The 19955-nt window shown below is 60.1% G+C and carries 16 protein-coding genes and 1 pseudogene; 10 read left to right on the forward strand and 7 right to left on the reverse strand.

Annotation, left to right across the window (positions count from 1 at the left end; translation table 11 throughout):
* Nucleotides 1–81 precede the first annotated feature (81 nt).
* Nucleotides 82–801, forward strand: coding sequence for a fatty acid metabolism transcriptional regulator FadR (gene fadR, locus DTA24_RS11165; protein ID WP_022065917.1), 720 nt, complete (start codon nucleotides 82–84; stop codon nucleotides 799–801).
* A gap of 74 nt (nucleotides 802–875) precedes the next feature.
* Here fadR and DTA24_RS11170 read toward each other — a convergent pair whose 3' ends face one another.
* Nucleotides 876–2408: a SpoVR family protein gene (locus DTA24_RS11170; RefSeq protein WP_004203310.1), complete on the reverse strand. Its 1533-nt coding sequence runs from the start codon at nucleotides 2406–2408 to the stop codon at nucleotides 876–878.
* Between the two features lie 88 nt (nucleotides 2409–2496).
* On the opposite strand from DTA24_RS11170, the pseudogene DTA24_RS28095 reads away from it, so the two are divergent.
* From DTA24_RS28095 to dadX, 3 genes and pseudogenes are all read left to right on the forward strand, one after another.
* Nucleotides 2497–2631: pseudogene (locus tag DTA24_RS28095) on the forward strand (hypothetical protein); the annotation flags it as partial.
* Between the two features lie 98 nt (nucleotides 2632–2729).
* A complete protein-coding gene (locus tag DTA24_RS11175; protein WP_008804309.1) occupies nucleotides 2730–4028 on the forward strand; it encodes a D-amino acid dehydrogenase in 1299 nt (432 codons plus the stop codon).
* 9 nt (nucleotides 4029–4037) lie between these two features.
* On the forward strand, nucleotides 4038–5108 hold the full coding sequence (gene dadX, locus DTA24_RS11180; RefSeq protein WP_012541279.1) for a catabolic alanine racemase DadX: 1071 nt from the start codon (nucleotides 4038–4040) through the stop codon (nucleotides 5106–5108).
* A gap of 16 nt (nucleotides 5109–5124) precedes the next feature.
* On the opposite strand, the gene DTA24_RS11185 is transcribed toward dadX, so the two are convergent.
* Nucleotides 5125–6858, reverse strand: coding sequence for a potassium/proton antiporter (locus DTA24_RS11185; protein ID WP_008804311.1), 1734 nt, complete (start codon nucleotides 6856–6858; stop codon nucleotides 5125–5127).
* 92 nt (nucleotides 6859–6950) lie between these two features.
* Complete coding sequence (ldcA, locus tag DTA24_RS11190) at nucleotides 6951–7865, reverse strand: muramoyltetrapeptide carboxypeptidase (protein ID WP_008804312.1); 915 nt, start codon at nucleotides 7863–7865, stop codon at nucleotides 6951–6953.
* Nucleotides 7866–8040: 175 nt separating this feature from the next.
* On the opposite strand from ldcA, the gene emtA reads away from it, so the two are divergent.
* Nucleotides 8041–8652 (forward strand): membrane-bound lytic murein transglycosylase EmtA, encoded by a 612-nt coding sequence (gene emtA, locus DTA24_RS11195; protein ID WP_008804313.1) that lies wholly within the window; start codon nucleotides 8041–8043, stop codon nucleotides 8650–8652.
* Nucleotides 8653–8700: 48 nt separating this feature from the next.
* Here the strand turns inward: emtA and DTA24_RS11200 are convergent, their stop codons facing one another.
* The 4 genes from DTA24_RS11200 to DTA24_RS11215 form a co-directional block, all read right to left on the reverse strand.
* The gene (locus DTA24_RS11200) at nucleotides 8701–9525 is read right to left on the reverse strand and encodes a TIGR04222 domain-containing membrane protein (protein ID WP_023297865.1); all 825 of its coding nucleotides are present in this window, start codon (nucleotides 9523–9525) and stop codon (nucleotides 8701–8703) included.
* Nucleotides 9526–9537: 12 nt separating this feature from the next.
* Nucleotides 9538–10389, reverse strand: a complete 852-nt coding sequence (locus tag DTA24_RS11205) for a hypothetical protein (RefSeq protein WP_023297864.1) — start codon at nucleotides 10387–10389, stop codon at nucleotides 9538–9540.
* A 179-nt stretch (nucleotides 10390–10568) separates the two neighbouring features.
* Entirely contained in the window at nucleotides 10569–12689 is a 2121-nt protein-coding gene (locus DTA24_RS11210) for a TonB-dependent siderophore receptor (protein WP_043875075.1), read from the reverse strand.
* Between the two features lie 254 nt (nucleotides 12690–12943).
* Nucleotides 12944–14677, reverse strand: coding sequence for an alpha,alpha-trehalase (locus tag DTA24_RS11215; protein ID WP_046881628.1), 1734 nt, complete (start codon nucleotides 14675–14677; stop codon nucleotides 12944–12946).
* Between the two features lie 197 nt (nucleotides 14678–14874).
* On the opposite strand from DTA24_RS11215, the gene DTA24_RS11225 reads away from it, so the two are divergent.
* The 5 genes from DTA24_RS11225 to DTA24_RS11245 all read left to right on the forward strand — a co-directional run bounded on the left by DTA24_RS11225 (nucleotide 14875) and on the right by DTA24_RS11245 (nucleotide 19909).
* Nucleotides 14875–15789: an alpha/beta hydrolase gene (locus DTA24_RS11225; RefSeq protein ID WP_039103945.1), complete on the forward strand. Its 915-nt coding sequence runs from the start codon at nucleotides 14875–14877 to the stop codon at nucleotides 15787–15789.
* 182 nt (nucleotides 15790–15971) lie between these two features.
* Nucleotides 15972–17411: a circularly permuted type 2 ATP-grasp protein gene (locus DTA24_RS11230; protein ID WP_096834267.1), complete on the forward strand. Its 1440-nt coding sequence runs from the start codon at nucleotides 15972–15974 to the stop codon at nucleotides 17409–17411.
* Nucleotides 17405–18334: an alpha-E domain-containing protein gene (locus DTA24_RS11235; protein ID WP_123836825.1), complete on the forward strand. Its 930-nt coding sequence runs from the start codon at nucleotides 17405–17407 to the stop codon at nucleotides 18332–18334. Before DTA24_RS11230 ends, DTA24_RS11235 begins: the two co-directional genes overlap by 7 nt.
* Complete coding sequence (locus DTA24_RS11240; RefSeq protein ID WP_008804319.1) at nucleotides 18331–19146, forward strand: transglutaminase family protein; 816 nt, start codon at nucleotides 18331–18333, stop codon at nucleotides 19144–19146. Before DTA24_RS11235 ends, DTA24_RS11240 begins: the two co-directional genes overlap by 4 nt.
* Before the next feature lie 16 nt (nucleotides 19147–19162).
* A complete protein-coding gene (locus tag DTA24_RS11245) occupies nucleotides 19163–19909 on the forward strand; it encodes a proteasome-type protease (RefSeq protein WP_008804320.1) in 747 nt (248 codons plus the stop codon).
* The last annotated feature ends 46 nt before the right edge of the window (nucleotides 19910–19955 follow it).

The raw sequence follows: 19955 nt of genomic DNA on the forward strand, positions 1-19955 counted from the left end.
ATTCACTTGCGATGCTATCTGCGCTATAGCGGCTCTGGTATGATGAGTGCAATTGCAACAATGTGTAATGGAAATATTATTATGGTCATTAAGGCGCAGAGCCCTGCGGGTTTCGCGGAAGAGTATATCATTGAGAGCATCTGGAATAACCGCTTCCCACCTGGATCGATTCTCCCCGCTGAACGCGAGCTTTCTGAGCTGATCGGTGTCACCCGCACCACTCTGCGCGAAGTGTTGCAGCGTCTGGCGCGTGACGGCTGGTTGACCATTCAGCATGGCAAGCCCACCAAAGTGAATAACTTCTGGGAGACCTCCGGGCTGAATATTCTCGAAACGCTGGCGCGCCTCGATCACGACAGCGTGCCGCAACTGATTGATAACCTGCTCTCCGTGCGCACCAATATTTCCACGATTTTTATTCGCACCGCGTTCCGTCAGCATCCGGATAAAGCGCTGACGGTACTGGACAGCGCCCGGGAAGTGGAAGATCACGCCGACGCCTTTGCCGACCTCGATTACAACATTTTCCGTGGTCTGGCGTTTGCCTCCGGCAACCCGATTTACGGCCTGATCCTCAACGGCATGAAGGGGCTGTATACCCGCATCGGCCGCCACTATTTCTCCAGTCCGGAAGCGCGCAGCCTGGCGCTGGGCTTTTATCATCAGCTGGCGAAGGTGTGCGAAGGCGGTCTGCACGATCAGGTGTATGAGCTGGTCCGTCGCTACGGCCATGACAGCGGGGAGATCTGGCATCGGATGCAGAAATCGCTGCCCGGCGATTTAGCCATGAATATGCGTTAAGCCGGATATTGGCGATCGATAAACACAATAAGGGGGCCAGTGGCCCCCTTCGTCGTTTTCATCGTCCCGCAATGTTATAGCGCGTTCGGGCGCGCCGGGCAGCGGTCCAGCAGCTCAATGCTGCCGTCGGCGTTCTGCTGCTCCAGCAGCACATCGAATCCCCACAGACGATGCACATGTTTCAGCACTTCGCGCCGGCCTTTGTCCAGTGGGACGCGATTGTGCGGCACATAGCGCAAGGTCAGCGAGCGGTCGCCGCGCAGGTCAACGTTCCACACCTGGATGTTCGGCTCAAGATTGCTGAGGTTATACTGCGCCGAGAGCTTGTTGCGGATCTCGCGATAGCCCTCTTCGTTGTGAATCGCTGAGATCTCAAGATAATTGTTGTGATCGTCGTCGAGCACGGTAAAGAAGCGGAAATCGCGCATGATCTTCGGCGACAGGAACTGGCTGATAAAGCTCTCGTCCTTGAAATCACGCATCGCGAAATGCAATGTTTCCAGCCAGTCAGAACCGGCGATATCCGGGAACCAGTACTTGTCCTCTTCGGTGGGCGACTGACAGATGCGCTTGATGTCCTGGAACATGGCGAAGCCCAGCGCGTAGGGGTTAATCCCGCTATACCACGGACTGTTGTACGGCGGCTGGAACACCACGTTAGTGTGACTATGGAGAAACTCCAGCATAAAGCGCTCCGTCACTTTCCCTTCATCATAGAGATGGTTGAGGATGGTGTAGTGCCAGAAGGTCGCCCACCCCTCGTTCATCACCTGGGTCTGTTTCTGCGGGTAGAAATACTGGCTGACTTTACGCACGATGCGCAGGATCTCGCGCTGCCACGATTCGAGCAGCGGGGCGTTCTTCTCCATAAAGTACAGCAGGTTCTCCTGCGGTTCGGAAGGGTAGCGACGGGCGGACTCAATCGCTTTTTCTTCCTCGCGCTTCGGCAGAGTGCGCCACAGCATATTCACCTGGCTTTGCAGATACTCTTCCCGGCTTTTCTGCCGCGCTTTCTCCTCCTGCAAGGAGATTTTTTGCGGACGTTTATAGCGGTCGACGCCGTAGTTCATCAGCGCGTGGCAGGAGTCGAGGAGTTTCTCCACTTCGTCGACGCCATAGCGCTCTTCACACTCGGTAATGTATTTGCGGGCGAAGATCAGGTAATCGATGATCGAGCTGGCGTCGGTCCAGCTGCGAAACAGATAGTTATTTTTAAAGAATGAGTTGTGCCCATAGCAGGCGTGCGCCATGACCAGCGCCTGCATGGTGATGGTGTTTTCTTCCATCAGGTAGGCGATACAGGGGTTGGAGTTGATGACTATCTCATACGCCAGGCCCTGCTGGCCGTGCTTATAGGCCTGCTCGGTCTCAATGAATTTCTTGCCGAACGACCAGTGCGGATAGTTGATGGGCATGCCGACGCTGGAGTAGGCGTCCATCATCTGCTCGGAAGTAATGACTTCGATCTGGTGCGGGTAGGTGTCAAGACGATAGAGCTTGGCGACCCGGTCCACTTCGGCCAGGTAGGTCTCCAGTAACTCGAACGTCCAGTCGGGTCCATCGCTTAAACGGGTGGTGTCCCTGTTCATGGAGTCAATCGTAGCCATTAGCGCGCCCTCGTTGTTGTTGGTTTTCTCTGAACGGAAAACCTCTAAACAAGCATAGAACACCGGATGGCAAACTGTATCGTCAGACAATTTCTTTTCTTCGCGATTTCCCCATCTCAAAGCCGTTTTTTGCGCTTATTTACAGAATTTAATGCTGGGTAAAAATAAAGCGCAGCATGAGATCGTAAATCTCGCAGCGCAGGGCTGGTGCGGTTTGCTGTGAGTTAAGTCACCATAAATAAAGCGTATGTTGAATAATATTTTCAACTGAGTTATCAATTTGTAATTAGATGATTGTTCTTTAACTGTTACGGAGTCGCTATGCGTGTCGTCATACTGGGAAGTGGGGTGGTTGGGGTAGCCAGCGCGTGGTATTTGAGTCAGGCGGGTCATGAGGTGACGGTTATCGACCGTCAGCCTGGTCCGGCAGAGGAGACCAGCGCGGCCAACGCCGGGCAGATTTCTCCCGGCTATGCGGCGCCCTGGGCGGCGCCGGGGGTGCCGCTGAAGGCGATCAAATGGATGTTTCAGCGCCATGCGCCGCTGGCGATCGGTCTTGACGGCACGTCGTTCCAGCTGAAGTGGATGTGGCAGATGCTGCGTAACTGCGACACCCGCCACTATATGGAGAACAAAGGCCGTATGGTGCGCCTGGCGGAGTACAGCCGCGACTGCCTGAAAGCGCTGCGCGACACCACCGGCATTCAGTATGAAGGGCGTCAGGGCGGGACGCTGCAGCTGTTCCGGACCGCCAAACAGTATGAAAATGCCACCCGCGACATCGCGGTGCTGGAAGACGCCGGCGTGCCGTACCAGCTGCTGGAAGCGAAGCGGCTGGCGGAGGTGGAGCCGGCGCTGGCGGAAGTCAGCCATAAACTGACCGGCGGCCTGCGCCTGCCCAATGATGAAACCGGCGACTGCCAGCTGTTTACCACCCGGCTGGCGGCAATGGCGGAACAGGCCGGGGTCACTTTCCGCTTCAACACCGCAGTGGACGCCCTGCTACAGGAGGGCGATCGCATTGCCGGGGTGAAATGCGGCGATGAGATTATCAAGGGCGATGCCTATGTGATGGCCTTCGGCTCCTACTCAACGGCGATGCTTAAAGGGCTGGTGGATATACCGGTCTATCCCCTGAAAGGCTACTCATTGACCATTCCGATTGCCCAGGAGGACGGCGCGCCGGTTTCCACTATCCTTGATGAAACATACAAAATCGCTATTACCCGCTTCGATCAGCGCATTCGCGTCGGCGGCATGGCCGAGATCGTCGGTTTTAACAAAGCGCTGCTGCAGCCGCGTCGCGAAACCCTGGAGATGGTGGTGCGCGATCTGTTCCCGCGCGGCGGCCACGTGGAGCAGGCGACGTTCTGGACCGGCCTGCGGCCGATGACACCGGACGGCACGCCGGTGGTCGGCCGCACGGCGTATAAAAATCTGTGGCTCAACACCGGCCACGGCACGCTTGGCTGGACCATGGCCTGCGGCTCCGGGCAGCTTATCAGCGATCTGATCTCCGGGCGCACGCCGGCGATCCCTTACGACGATCTGGCGGTCGCCCGCTACAGCCCCGGGTTCACCCCGGCGCGTCCGCAGCATCTGCATGGCGCACACAACTAAGGAGCTTGCATGACCCGTCCGGTAGTGGCCAGCATCGACCTGCTGGCCTTGCGGCAGAATTTACAGATAGTGCGTCGCGCGGCCCCTGGGTCGCGCCTGTGGGCGGTGGTCAAAGCCAACGCCTACGGCCACGGCGTGGCGCGCGTATGGAGTGCGTTAAGCGGGGCGGATGGTTTCGCCTTGCTCAACCTGGAAGAGGCGATCCTGCTGCGCGAGCAGGGCTGGAAAGGTCCGATCCTGCTGCTGGAGGGCTTCTTCCATGCCGATGAGCTGGCGGTGCTCGATCAATATCGCTTAACCACCAGCGTCCACAGCAACTGGCAGATTAAGGCGCTGCAGCAGGCGAAGCTGCGCGCGCCGCTGGATATCTATCTCAAGGTGAACAGCGGTATGAACCGGCTGGGCTTTATGCCGGAGCGGGTGCATACCGTCTGGCAGCAGCTGCGGGCGATAAGCAACGTCGGCGAAATGACGCTGATGTCGCACTTCGCGGAGGCGGAGAACCCGCAGGGGATTGTCGAGCCGATGCGCCGTATCGAACAGGCGGCGGAGGGGCTGGATTGCCCGCGCTCGCTGGCCAACTCGGCGGCGACCCTCTGGCATCCGGAAGCGCATTTTGACTGGGTGCGTCCGGGCATCGTGCTGTATGGCGCGTCGCCTTCCGGGCAGTGGCAGGACATCGCGAACACCGGGCTGAAGCCGGTCATGACGCTGCGCAGCGAAGTCATCGGCGTGCAGAACCTGCGCCCCGGCGAGGCGATTGGCTATGGCGGCCTGTACCGCACCAGCCAGGAGCAGCGGATCGGCATCGTCGCCTGCGGCTATGCCGATGGCTATCCGCGGGTGGCGCCGAGCGGCACGCCGGTGCTGGTGGATGGCGTACGCACCACTACCGTTGGACGCGTATCGATGGATATGCTGGCGGTCGATTTAACGCCTTGTCCGCAGGCCGGGATCGGCGCGCCGGTCGAGCTGTGGGGCAAAGAGATTAAAATCGACGACGTGGCGGCCAGCAGCGGCACCGTCGGCTATGAGCTGATGTGCGCCCTGGCGCCGCGGGTGCCGGTTGTGACCCTGTAACCTATTCCGGGGCGGATCACTCCGCCTCGTCTTCCGCGACCCGCACCCCGACCTTCAGCACGTGATCGTTCTCTTTTTCCGCCACCGTCCACACCATCCCGGCGAACTCCACCTGGTCGCCCACCACCGGCGCGGCGCCCAACAGCTGCTGCACCACTTCCCCGAGCGACTGCTGATGCTCGCGGAACTCCTCTCCGCCATCGAGGCCGTAGATTTGCGCCACATCGGCGAAGCGGGCCTCGGCATCAAGAATAAAGTCGCCGAAAAAGCGCTGATCGAGCGCCACCGGCGGCGACTGGCTGAACATTTTGCCCAGCGCCGGCAGGTCGTGCTCCCGACCAATGACGCACAGGATATCGCCTTCCCGCAGGCGGGTGCTGCCGGTGGGGTGCAGCAGGGCATTGTTGCGAAACAGTGCCGCAATCCGCGTCTCCGGCGGCATATGCAGATCGCGCAGCGCCGCGCCGATGCACCACTTATCGGCGCCCAGCTGATAGACAAACTGCTCCCACGGGTTTTCCGGGTGAATATCCAGCCCGACGCGGGAGATGGGCCAGCTGATGGGCGGCACCACCACTTTGGCTTTCTTCGCCGCCCACGACAGCGAAGTGCCCTGCAGCAGCAGCGACACCAGCACCACGAAGAAGGCGACATTGAAGAACAAGCGGGCGTTGTCCAGCCCGGCCATCATCGGGAACACCGCGAGAATGATGGGCACCGCGCCGCGCAGGCCAACCCAGCTGATAAACACCCGTTCGCGCAGGTTAAAGCCGCGAAACGGCAGCAGGCCGGCAAACACCGACAGCGGGCGGGCAATGAAAATCATCCACATCGACAGCAGCAGCGCCGGGATGGCGATCGGCAGCAGGTCGGAGGGCGTCACCAGCAGGCCCAGCACCAGGAACATGGCGATCTGCGCCAGCCACGCCAGGCCGTCGAAGTTCTGCAGGATACCGTGTCGGTTGCGGATCGGCCGGTTGCCCAGCAGAAAGCCGCAGAGATAGACGGCAAGGATACCGCTGCCGTCGAGGGTGGTGGTGACGGCAAAAATCATGATCCCGCCGCTCAGCGCCAGCAGTGGATAGAGCCCGGCGGGCAGCACGATGCGGTTAATCATCTGCAGCAGCAGGTAGCCGCCGCCGAGGCCGATGGCGATCCCGAGACCAAACTGCTGGATGATATGCACGGCGAACATCCAGCTGAGGCCGGTCTGGTGCTGCTGGATCATTTCGATCAGGGTGATGGTCAGGAAGACGGCCATCGGGTCGTTACTGCCTGACTCAATCTCCAGCGTTGAGCCGACGCGTTCGTTGAGCCCCTTGCCGCCGAGCAGCGAGAAAACCGCCGCAGCGTCGGTGGAGCCGACAATGGCGCCGATCAGCAGGCCTTCGATCATATCCAGCTTGAACAGCCAGGCCGCCATCATCCCGGTCAGCGCCGAGGTGATCAGTACCCCGACCGTCGCCAGCGATAGCGCGGGCCATAGTGCGACGCGAAAGGAGCTGGCCTGGGTGCGCATCCCGCCGTCCAGCAGGATCACCGCCAGCGCCAGGTTACTCACCATATAGGCGAAGGGGTAGTTGTCGAAGGGGATGCCACCGATGCCGTCAATGCCTGCCAGCATCCCGATGGCCAGAAAGATGACCAGAATCGGGATGCCAAGGCGCGAAGAAAAGGAGCTCAATAAGATACTGCAGGTTACTAAAACAGAACCCAGAATAAACAGACTAATGACCGCAGCGGCGTCCAATGTTCACGTACTCCCTGACTGGCGTGAAAAAATGGCTAAAAGTGACACTATTTTAACAATTCGCAGGGGATCCGCCTATGCGTCCGGGAAATTTATTCTGTCAGCACCGGGTGGCCGCTGATCGTCAGAGTGGTGGTAGCTGCCTGATTCACCAGTCGCGCGCGGGCGCCCAGCGGCAGGGTCACCGTGCGCTGCTCGTGGCCAAACTCCAGTCCGCTAATCAACGGCAGGGAAAGCTGCTGGCGCAGGTAATCAAAGACCTGCGGCAAATCGTACCCCGCGTCATAGTCGTTTGGCGCGCTGCCGGTGAAGCTGCCGAAGATCACTGCTTTCTGCGCCGCCAGCACGCCGCTATGCAGCAGCTGAAGCAGCATGCGCTCGACGCGGAACGGGTGTTCGTTGATATCCTCCACCACCAGGATGCCGTCGCGGATCGCCGGTAGCCACGGCGTGCCGATAAGCGAGGTCAGCATCGCCAGATTTCCCCCCCACAGGGTGCCTTCTACCTGGCAGTTCGGCCCTTCGCCCGGCCATTCGAGGGTAAATTCCGCCTGGCGTAGCGCCTGCCAGAAATGGTGCTCGGTAAACGGATCGAGGGTCTCCGCGCCGAAGTTGCCCGCGAGCATTGGCCCGCTGAAGGTGATGACGTTGCCCGTAGCCAGCAGGCCCGACTGGATAGCAGTGAAATCGCTGTGGCCGCAAATCAGCAGCGGGTCGCGCTGCTGGCGGGCAATCAGTCCCTGCCAGTCGATATGCGGCAGCAGGCGACTGGCGCCGTAGCCGCCGCGCACCGCGAGGACGATACGGTTGCGCCCGGGCAGCTGGGCCAGCTGGTTAATATCGGCCAGGCGCTCCTGTTCAGTCCCGGCGAAACGCTGCTGCCGGCGGGGAATGACCTGCTGGTGGGCCACCTCATGTCCGGCCTGCTGCAGACGCTCGACGCCGCGGGCTGCCGCCTGCTGGTTGATGCAATAACCCGATGGCGCGACCAGATAAAACTGAGACATGATAATTCCTTGCTATGAATGAAAGGGTTATGATGCCGCCTGGAATGGCGATTGTCATCTCCAGGTGGCTAACTTCAGTCCGCACCCGTCATCCTTCAGGTTGTCGGCCGGCGGGGGACGTACCGCTGCCGTCGTTCTGCAGCATGATGGCGTTTGGGTAGATAAGGATAGATGTGTGAAATTGAGATGGTTGCTTATTTTAGTCGTTTTTCTGGCCGGTTGTAGTTCGAAACATGATTACACTAACCCGCCGTGGAACCCCGAGGTCCCGGTGAAGCGGGCGATGCAGTGGATGCCGATCAGTGAAAAAGCCGGCGCCGCCTGGGGCGTGGACCCGCAGCTGATCACGGCGATCATCGCCATCGAGTCGGGCGGTAACCCTGCGGTGGTGAGTAAATCCGGCGCCGTCGGGCTGATGCAGCTCAAGCCGTCGACCTCCGGACGCGATGTCTACCGGCGGATGGGCTGGCGCGGCGAGCCGTCGGTCAGTGAGCTGAAAAACCCGGAACGTAATATCTCGATGGGGGCCGCCTATCTGAGCATTCTGGAGAACGGTCCGCTGGCGGGGATCAAAGACCCGCAGGTGATGCGCTACGCGGTGGTGGTCTCCTATGCCAACGGTGCCGGCGCCCTGCTGCGCACCTTCTCGTCGGATCGCCAGGACGCCATCGATGAGATTAACGATCTCGACGCCGATGAGTTCTTCGAGCATGTGGTGAAAAAACACCCGGCACCGCAGGCGCCGCGCTATATCTGGAAACTGCAGAAAGCGCTGGACGCCATGTAGGCCTACGCTCACCCCGCTGACCTGGCGGGGTGAGTGCTTCTCACTCGCCTAATCCTCGGTACGCAGCGAGGAGATAGCGCTCATCGGCGCAATGAGCGTTTTATAGTCCCGGTAGCGCTCGGGAAGGGATCCTGGGCCGTTCACCGCCACGCAGAGCATGGCTGTCGCGTCATCTTCCTGATCGCCTTTCAGCGCTAACGCTTCTCGTAACGCATCGATGCAGGCATGGGCGTCATGATGTGAGATGCCGCAGATATCGAGACGAATGGTTTTGCTAATGGCTTCTATCCATAACCCGCCCCACAAAACGCAACCCGTGGGCATGAGCAGGCAACTAAAGATGCTGTACGCGGTGAAGTCGAGCCAGATAAAGGTCTTACTGAAAACGATAATGCCGAGGGCGAGCGAAGGGATGCTGATGGCCAGCATATTACACCCGCGGCGCAGCGGACTTAAGGCTAAGCCCGCGCTCGCTATCTGTTCCTGCCAGAGGTTACGTCCGGCAATACTCAGGCTGCAGGGCAGATCTTCATGACACGGCTTTCGCACCTCAAAATGGTCAAACAGTATTCTTTCAATGACGTTCATTTCCTGGTTTGCATAGCGTCCGTTGGCCAAAACCTGCCCGGCCTCCGGGATCCACAGATACTTTTTACTGAGTAAGCTGAACATCGCCAGCTGGATCACCCGGGTCCCTTCTCCGGTCAGCCAGGCCAGCAGCCATGGACTGACCTCCGTCGCGTGCGGCTGGGGCTGAGCCGCTGGCCGTGTCACGACGATCGTCGTACCGATAGCAATATAGATACCCGGGACGATAAACATAAATCCGCCAAGAAACAGCAGTGGATGCAGATGCATCATAAAATTCCACATACTGTCCCCTCGTTAATCCAGGCGCTGCAGACAAAAGGGATACTGAATAAGGTTGATGATTTTTACATATTCAGCAAATCTTTCGGGAAGCAGGGTGGTTGTACCAATCGCCACGCAATAATCGGCGTTTTCATCGGTCAGGGTATCTGCGTCAGCAATAAGCGTCTCTTTCAGGGTATCAATATAGTGGTGAAGAATATTAATAGCGATCCCCTCCCGGTCGAGCCGGGTGGCATTTAAGGTGATGCATAATAGCCACAGCCACCACAGTCCGGAAACCATAAACATCACCAGCCAGCTCAATACGCTGGAGTGAATTATCGCCTGATGATCAAATAGTGTTTTCCAGACGAGCACAGCGATTAACAGCAGGGAGGGGGCGGCAATCACTATCATGTTCCACGTTTGGTGCGTTGGGCTTAGCCGTAGCCCACTGCAGTGGGGATCGGTAGCCCAGTGGTTTTGTTCAGCGACGTGCAGAGAAAGCGGGAGATCCTGGTGACAGGATTTTGGCGTAGCGAAATGGTCAAACAGTATTTTTTCCACGCAGGTCATTTTGCATTCGGCATACTGCTGATTGGCGCAGAGCTGAATATCTTCAGCAGAATGGATGAGGGTGACATAGTTTTTTCTTAACAGCCGGAACATGGCCAGCTGAATGACGCGGGTGGCGCGATGACGTAGCCAGGCTAAAAAAGAGGGGGAGATAGAATAGGGCGCCGGGACGGCGGTGGTATTTCCAGCAGGGCGGGTCTTCGCAATAATGATATTCAGCAGAATATATATCACTGTGGTGGATAATACATAATAACCCATAAATGATAACGGATGTAAATTGGCAATATAGCTAATGACGGGGTTCACTTTTATTCCTTGTGAGCGCTATAACCGGTTTGCGCCAGCATAGTAAGCTTTCTCATCCGCGGGGGGCAAGTGAAATAATGGGGTGGCATTTTTAAGTTAATTTCAGCAATAAAAGCGAGATAAAAGTCTTCATGAAAGCCTCCGACGTCATGGCCGGAGGCTTATATTGCTGCGGTCAGTTAAAAGTCGTAGCCCACGGTGGCCATGACGCTGCGCTCTGCTCCCCAGTAGCAGTTGCCGGTGCCGTAGCAGCCGGAAATATACTCGCGGTCGCCGATATTGTTGGCGTTAACCTGCACATAAGCGCCTTTCAGCGTTGGCGACCAGACACCGAGGTCGGCCCGCATCATGGCATCCATCAGCGTGACCGACGGCAGCCGCGCGGTGTTGGCATCATCCGCCCACTGTTTGCCGATGTAGCGGACGCCAGCGCCCACCGAGATCCCCGCCGGGAACTGATAGCGCGCCCAGAAGGAGGCCATCTGATCCGGGGTCAGCTGCGGCGTGTTGTTATCGGTACCGTCCCTGGTGTCCTGGAAGCGCAGACGATTCCAGGTATACGAGGCGATAGTACTCAGCTGCGGGGTGATCTGGTGGTGTGCTTCCAGCTCAACGCCCTGGGAATGGACCTTACCCGCCGGAATATAGGTGGCGGTGGCGATGTTCGGGTCGCGGGTGGCGACATCCTTTTGCGTCAGGTCGTAAATTGCAATGCTATAGAGGTCGCGGCTGCCCGGCGGCTGGAACTTCAGACCGGCTTCGACCTGCTCGGCGGTGGTCGGTTTCAGCGGTTTGCCGTCCGCGCCCGGCAGCATCGCCGGGGTGATCGCCTGGCTGTAGCTCAGATAAGGCGAAAGGCCATTATCCAGGGCGTACAACAGCGAGGCGCGGCCGCTGATATGGTCGTCTGAACGGCGGTTTGAGGTGCCGAAGGTATCGCTGACCTGCTGGGAAACGATGCGGTCGTAGCGTGCGGAAACATCCACATGCCAGCGGTTCCAGACCATCTCATCCTGCAGATACAGCCCGGTCTGGTAGTAGCGGCGATGATTGTCATCGCTGTAGGTGACGGTATGCCCGGTCTGCGCGGTATAGCCGGTAAACGGGTTTAGCGGCGCCGCACCGCCGGCGCCGGTCCACAGATCGTTGCGGAAGCGATGATATTCGGCGCCGAGGATCAGGGTATGCGCCAGGTCGCCAGTATTGAAATCGGCGCGCAGGCGGTTATCGGTCGACCAGCCGTCCAGCGAACCGCGCGAACCGCTGTAGCCGCGGGTCAGCATGTCGCTGTCATCTATCCAGCCGACCTGGTAGACCTGATCGAGGGAGACGTTGGTGTGGGTGTAGCTCCCGGCGGAATAGACCGACCAGACGTCGGTGAACTGGTGGTCAAACTCATAGCTGTAGATCTGCTGGCGGCGCTGATAGCCATCTCCCGGATCGCCCTCGTTGGTGCTGGGGGAGAGCTTACGACCATTATGCGCGTAGCGGGTGCCATCCAGCGGCAAAGAGCCGTGGTAGCCGCCGGAAGGATCTTTTTGCAGATAGGCGCGCAGCAGCAGCGAGGTGTCGCTGTCCGGCTGCCATAGCAGGGAAGGCGAAATCGCGTAGCGCTCTTCGCGGGTATGGTCATACTGCGTGTCGCTGCTGCGGGTCATCCCGATCAGCCGCCATGCCCACTGCTCGTTGATGGCGTCGGTGTAATCGAAGGCCGCGCCTTTGGTATTTTGCGTACCGCCGGTCAGGCGGACGTGGCCCTGCTGGCTAAACTGCGGGCGTTTGGAGGTCAGGTTGACCACGCCGCCCGGCACGCTCTGCCCGTAGAGCGCGGAGGAGGGGCCGCGGATCACATCGACCCGTTCGATAAACCACGGGTCGATTTGCACAACGTTATGGCTGCCGCCGTCGCTCATCAGGCGCATACCGTCGAGGAACAGGTTATCGACGTCGCCGCCGTGGTAGCCGCGCAGGGAGATAGCGTCGAACCGGGTCGCGCCGCCGCCGAAGCTGGAGTAGACCCCCGGGGTATATTCCAGCGCCTGGCTGATGGTATTCGCCCCCTGGTCCGCCATCTGCTGGCGGGTGACCACCGATACCGACTGGGCGGTGGTGATTAACGGCTGGTCGGTTTTCGTCGCCCCGAGAGAAGTGCTGGCGCTGTAGCCTTCAGTCGGCGCGCTGGCGGACGCCGGCGGGCTGGCAGTGACCACCACGGTCTCTTCAGCTTGCGCGGTGAGGGGAAGGGCGACCACGAGGGCGTACAGCAGCCTCGGGCGTTTTCGGAAAATAGCCACGTTCATAAGATCATCCTGAACCAACGCGGTCTGGTACTCCTGTACGCCGCCGCGGGAAAAACGAATCTGTCATTGTTCGTTAAAAAGTAATGCGAATTATTATTGTTTGTATTTATGTGATCAAGCGAAAGGTGACCGGTTCAGGGCGATGGGGGGAGTGACATGCTTCACGCGGGCCGCAGAGCGGGGCTGCACGGGGACGTTGTCAGCAGGGAGACGACTACCCCCTACCGAATTTGGTAGGGGGTGCGTGAAAAGCGTCAGGCGCCGGTTTTTTGCGCTGCCACCGGTGCGGGGTCGTTGGCGGCTGGCTTGCTCTGCGCGGAAGGGGCCGCCGCCGGGCGCGTGGCGGGCAGGGCATCGCAGGGGTTCTCCTGCGGGCAGATCAGATCCAGCATCTTCAGGGTGACACCGTTGGTCCAGCCAAAGCCATCCTGTAGCGGATATTCGCCACCGCCGCCGCCGGTCCCGGTCGAGCTTACGTCATACTTCTCCACCAGCTTTTGCTTGCTGTCATAGGTATGCTGAACGTTGCTCAGGAAGCGCCAGCTGACCTCCATGGCGATCTTTTGTTGGCCGTAGTTTTGCAGGCCCTCGACCGCCACCCACTGCAGCGGCGCCCAGCCGTTCGGGGCGTCCCACTGCTGACCGCTGTTGACGGTGGTGGTGGTCAGCCCGCCGGGTTTGAGCAGCCGCGACTCAGCGGCGGCGGCCACTTTCGTCGCCCGCTCGCGTGACGCCGCATTGACGTACAGCGGGAACAGCGCCGCCGCGGTCAGCTGATTGCGCACCTTGCGGGTTTTCAGATCGTAATCGGCGTACCATCCCTCTTTATCATTCCACAGATATTTCTCGATGGCCTGCTGGCGGGCATTAGCCAGCGCATCGTACTGCGTAGCGCCGGCGCTGTCCCCGGATGCCTTGCTGGCGCGGGCGAGGGTTTTCTCCAGATGGAACATCAGGGCATTGAGATCGACCGGGACAATCGAGGTGGTGCGAATGGTGGCGAGCTGCTGCGGATTATCCATCCAGCGGGAGCTGAAATCCCAGCCGGAGGCGGCGGCGGAGCGCAGGTCGCGATAGATCTCGGTTGCCGGACGATTCGGGTTGCTTTTGGCGGTTTTGACGTCGTCAAGCCAGGACTCGGGGCGCGGGGTGTCGTTATCGTCCCAGTAGCGGTTGAGCAGCGCGCCGTCCGCCATCCGCACCGCCCGTTTGTCAGCGCTGCCGGGGGCCAGCGCGTCCGCTCCGGCCATCCAGTAGCGATACTCCTTCTCCAGCTGCGGCTGGTAGGTTTTCAGTACCTGGTCGCCATCGTGCGTCGCCAGCAGGCTCACCATAAAGGAGAAGAAGGGGGGCTGCGAACGGCTGAGGTAATAGGTGCGGTTGCCGTTGGGGATATGGCCCCAGGTGTCAATTTCCGCGGCGAAGTTGGCGACCATATCTTCGACTTTATCCCAGTGACCGCTTTCGGCAAGACCCAGCATGGTGAAATAGCTGTCCCAGTAATAGACTTCGCGAAAGCGTCCTCCGGGGACCACGTAGGGCTTAGGCAGCGGCAGCAGCGAGTCCCATTTTTCCACCTCGACGGTGCTGCGGGTCAGGACCGGCCACAGGCCATCGATATGTTGACGCAGGGTTTGCCCTTTAGGCGGCACATAGGTGTCATTTTCTTTCGGCAGCGTGAAGTTCAGCTCGACGAAGTGGCGCAGGTCAAAGCTGGCCTGGTTTTTCTGCATCCGGTAATCGGCAAGGATCATCAGCGGATCGCTGTTAGGGATCGCGTCGGCGAAGGTTTTTTGATCGGCAAAGAGCTTCGCGCTCTGGACATCATTGAACAACGGGCCCAGCAGAATATCCGGCGAGGGGGGCGGCGCGGTTTTGCCGTCTTCCGCCTGGACATTCAGGCTCATCAGGGCGAGCAGGGCGCCGCCGATCGCCAGGCGCAGGGTACAGGGCAAAGCAGCGGGACGATGTGCATCAGTACTCGTCATGGGGAGTTCTCCTTATCATTATCGACTGCGGGCCACGACGTTTGGCCATCCAGAAACCTTAGACGAATATCTGCCGCTGCGCGTGTCAGGGGTAACATTTTGCGCGAAAACAGAGGATTTACCTGCCAGGTTTTCTGATATAACCACCAGCAAAGCGGTTAGGTTTACAGGCAAGCCAACGCGCCCGGGAGCCAGTCATGAATCGACGTCAATTTCTGCTGTTTAGCGCCGCTGCGCTGTCTGCGGTGCGGGGCGCGGCGGCCACTGCTCCGGCGCTGACGCTGCCGCTGTGGTCGGATCAACCGCCGGGGGGAGGCGGGCCGGGGGGCGAGGCTCGGTTATCCGCCCGCGGTGCGCTGAGCCATATCCCTCGTCCTGTGCTGACGGTCTGGCAACCCGCCCGGGCCACTGGCCACGGAGTGCTGGTGGCGGCCGGCGGCGGATACCAGCGGATCGAGATGGGCAGTGAGGCCTGGCCTGCGGCGCACTGGCTGACGGCGCACGGCTATACCGCCTATGTGCTGAGCTACCGCTTGCCGGGGGAGGGCTGGCAGGCCGGTGCGCTGGCGCCGCTGCAGGATGCGCAGCGGGCCCTGCGGCTGATCCGCGCCCGGGAATCGCAGGTCAGCGTGCTCGGTTTTTCGGCGGGGGGACATCTGCTGGGGATGGCCGCCTGTCGGCCGGCGTTTGCCAGCTACCCGCCGGAGGATGCGCTGGACCACCAGCCCGCCACCGCCGACGGCGCCGCGCTGATCTATCCGGTGATCACGCTCCTGCCGCCCTGGAGCCATACGGCGACCCATCGTCTGCTGGTGGGGCCGCAGGCGAGCGAGGCGGCCGACCGCGCCTGGTCGGTACAAACCTGGGTGACAACGGCCACACCGCCCTGTTTTCTGGTACAGGCGCAGGACGATCCGATTTCCAATCCGCACAATACGCTGTTGATGGCTGACGCCTGCCGCCAGCATCAGGTTCCTGTGCAGCTTTTCCGCTATACCCGCGGTGGCCATGGCTTTGGTATGGGGCGCCCGGGAACGCCGACGACCGCCTGGCCCAAGGCCTATGCCGCCTGGCTGAAGGCGCTGGCGTCCACGATGGCGCAAAAATCGTAGCGCTGCCTCACGACGGTGCAACCGCAGCCGGGCGCGGGCGGCTGTTCTGGCGATTTTTTGCACAATCAGACGGCGGGTCAGAACAGATTTGCACAACGCCGCGGCGGTAGATGACCTGGCATAATTAATGCTTATCTCTTACCGGGATTACCACAAAGTGAGTACAACCGGAGGGGATAGCCATGATTAAAATTACGCTACCTGACGGGCATTATTATGACGAGATGCTGACCGCGCAGGGTGAACAGCGGCCGCACTATAATGCCTGGTGGCAATGGTTTCGCAACACCGATCAATTCTCTATCCGGCAGAAAAAAGCGCAAGCGGAACTGCTTTTTCACCGTATCGGCATCACCTTTAACGTGTACGGCGAGGATGAGGGAACCGAGCGGCTGATCCCGTTTGATAGCGTGCCGCGGATCATACCCGCCGGGGAGTGGCAGCGCATTGACCGCGGCATTCGCCAGCGGGTGAAAGCGCTCAACGCCTTCCTCTATGACATCTATCATGAGCAGAATATTCTGCGCGCGGGGCTGATCCCGGCCGAGCAGGTGTTGGCCAACGAGCAGTATCAGCCGTGCATGCAGGGCATCAACCTGCCAAACAACACCTATGCCCATATCACCGGCGTCGATATGGTGCGCAATAACGACGGTCAATACTACGTGCTGGAGGATAACCTGCGTACGCCGTCCGGCGTCTCCTACATGCTCGAAAACCGTAAGATGATGATGCGCCTCTATCCGGAGATGTTCGAGCAGCATCACATTGCGCCAGTGGAGCGTTACCCGAGCTACCTCCTGCAGACCCTGCGCGAAAGCTCGCTGGTGGATGACCCTTGCGTCGTGGTGATGACCCCGGGGCGCTTCAACAGCGCCTACTTTGAGCACAGCTTCCTGGCGCAGCAGATGGGGGTCGAGCTGGTGGAGAGCGCCGACCTGTTCATTAAGAACGGCGCGGTGTATATGCGGACCACCGAGGGGCCGCGGCGAGTGGATGTGATTTATCGCCGCATCGACGACGCCTGGCTCGACCCGCTGGCCTTCCGCGCCGATTCCATGCTCGGCGTACCGGGGCTGCTGTCAGTCTATCGCGCCGGCGGCGTGGTGCTGGCCAACGCTATCGGCACCGGCGTCGCCGACGACAAATCAATCTACCCGTACGTTCCGGAAATGATCCGCTTTTACCTCGGCGAACAGCCGATCCTCAGCAATATCCCCACCTGGCAGTGCCGGAAAGCAGAGGACCTGCGCTATGTGCTGAGTAACCTTGAGCTGATGGTGGTCAAGGAGGTCCATGGCGCCGGGGGTTACGGCATGCTGGTTGGCCCGCGTTCGACTAAAGAGGAGCGAGAGGCCTTCCGCCAGCGCCTGCAGGCCAATCCGGCCAACTATATCGCCCAGGACACCCTCGCGCTGTCGACCTGCCCCACCTTCGTTGATGAAGGTCTGTCGCCGCGACATATCGATTTACGGCCCTACGTGCTGTCCGGGCAGGAGATGCGGCTGGTGCCCGGCGGCCTGACCCGCGTGGCGCTGACCGAAGGGTCGCTGGTGGTCAATTCGTCGCAGGGCGGCGGAACCAAGGATACCTGGGTGATGGAGGATGACGCATCATGCTAAGTCGTACGGCGAGTGAATTGTTCTGGATGGCCCGCTATCTCGAGCGGGCGGAAAGCTACGCCCGGGTACTGGACGTGACCTGGAAATTATCGATGATCCCCCGGCACAGCCAGCAGTCGCGGGATCTGGCGCTGCCGCTGAATTTGTCGATGACCCACGAGCTGTTTCAGGCGCGCCACGCCCGCTTTACCATGAGCAACCTGCTCAACTTCTTTGCCCTCGATGGCAACAACCCCTGCAGTATTTACAGCTGCGTGGAGATGGCGTGGAACAATGCGCACGCGGTGCGCGGCAGTCTGTCGGCCGAGGTGTGGGAGAGCATCAACGCCACCCGAATCGAGCTGCGAACCCTGCGCCAGCAGGGGCAGGGCGAACTCGGCAGCGACGGCTTTTTCGAGTGGGTGAAAGAGCGGGTGCATCTGTTTCGCGGGGCGGTGATTGGCACGCTGCTGCGCAACGACGCGCTGAGCTTTATCGGCATCGGCACGCTGATAGAGCGCGCCTTCGCCACCACCCAGCTGCTGCTGATTAAGGATCAACAACTGACCAACGACCCGGATCCGGTGCGGGAATACTATCGACTGGATACCTTGCTCAATGCGGTCAGCGCCCGCGAAGCCTACAACAGCCTCTATCGCCAGCCAGTCAGTCGCGAAACGGTGATGGAGCTGCTGATCCTGCGTAACGATATTCCGCGTTCGCTGCGCGCCAGCATTGCCGATCTGGTCGGCGAGCTGGAGAAGATCGCCAACGATCGCTCCTATCAACCGCTGCGCCTGGCCCATCAGCTCAACGTTGACCTGCGCTTCAGCACCCGCGACGACCTGGCGCAGGCGGACCTGCAGACCACCCTTAACGGCCTGCTGGCGAGAATTAACGCGCTGTCCGACAGCATCAGACAAACCTATCTGGAGGCCTTATGAAACTGGTCATCGATCATCTCACCCGCTATGGCTACGATGAAGAAGTGAAGTTTTCCACCCAGTATCTGCGCCTGACGCCGCGCAGTACCGGCCGGCAGACCATCACCGCCTGGACGCTAACCCTGCCGGACGGGGCGGCGGTGACCACTACCGACGGCTGGGGCAATGTGCTGCATGTGCTGACGCTGGATAACCCGCACAAGGAGATCACTATCCGCGCCAGCGGGATTGTCGATATCGCCGATGAAGGGGAGGAGACGCGTGATGAAGAGGCCGAGCTGCTGTCGCCGCTGGTTTTTCTGCGCTGTACGCCGCTAACCCGCGCCGATACGGCGATCCGTGAGTTTGCCCAGCGCCTCTATCGTCCCGATGCGGCGGAAGAAAGTCTGAATCAACTGATGGCGGATCTGCTGTTAAGAATGCCATACTCCCCCGGCGCGACCCAGGTGCAGGACTCCGCCGCCGACGCCTTCGCCCGCGCGAAGGGAGTGTGCCAGGATCATACCCATGTTTTTCTGGCCTGCTGCCGCGCACTGGAGATCCCGGCGCGCTACGTCAGCGGCTATGTTTACAGCGATAACGCTCAGCATGTGGCGATGCACGCCTGGGCTGAAGTCTGGCTCGACGGCCGCTGGCTGTCGTTTGATATCACCAATAATACCCGTCGCCTGAATCAGCATTTGCGGCTGGCGACCGGGCTGGATTATCTCGACGCCTGCCCGGTACGGGGCACCCGGCTGGGCGGCGGCGGGGAGATTATGTTAACCAACGCTGAAGTGCGCGAACACAGCCAGCAGGCGCAGCAGCAATAATACGGGAAAAACCGCAATGACCTACTGTGTGGCCATGTGCCTGGCGGATGGACTGGTGTTTGCTTCCGACTCCCGCACCAACGCGGGCGTCGACCATATTGCCACTTTTAAAAAGCTGCACGTTTTCCATCAGGAGGGGGAACGGGTGCTGGTGCTGCAATCCGCTGGCAACCTGGCCACCACCCAGAGCGTGATAAGCCTGCTCAGCGCGCGCATCCGTACCCAGCAGGAGCCGAATCTGATGCAGGTCACCTCCCTCTACGACGCCGCGATGCTGATCGGTAAAACGCTGCTGGAGGTGATCCAGCGCGACAGCAGCAACCAGCAGAACTGCAGTAACACCAACTTCAACTGCAACCTGCTGCTTGGCGGCCAGATCGCCGGCGAAACCCATCGTCTGTTCCATATTTATCCGGAGGGCAACTTTATTGAAGCCACCCGCGACACACCTTATTTCCAGATTGGTGAAAGCAAGTACGGCAAGCCGATCATCGATCGGGTGCTGACCATCGATACGCCGCTGGAGCAGGCGATGTGCTGCGCGTTGATCTCCATTGACTCGACGCTGCGCAGTAATCTGTCCGTCGGCCTGCCGCTGGATACGCTGCTCTACCGCAGCGGCAGCCTGAGCAGTGCCGGGCAGCATCGCATCACCGACAGCGATCCCTACTTCAACCGCATCCGCAAGGCGTGGTCCGAAGGGCTGTTGCACACCTTCCAGACGCTGCCGACCTGGACCCCAGCGGAGCGGGAAGAGGAGTAGCCCTGGAACACGACCTCGCCCGGAGCCCGGCCACACGGATGATGAC

It is taken from the genome of Klebsiella sp. P1CD1, from assembly GCF_003790505.1.
GTDB classification, from domain to species: Bacteria; Pseudomonadota; Gammaproteobacteria; order Enterobacterales; family Enterobacteriaceae; genus Klebsiella; species Klebsiella variicola.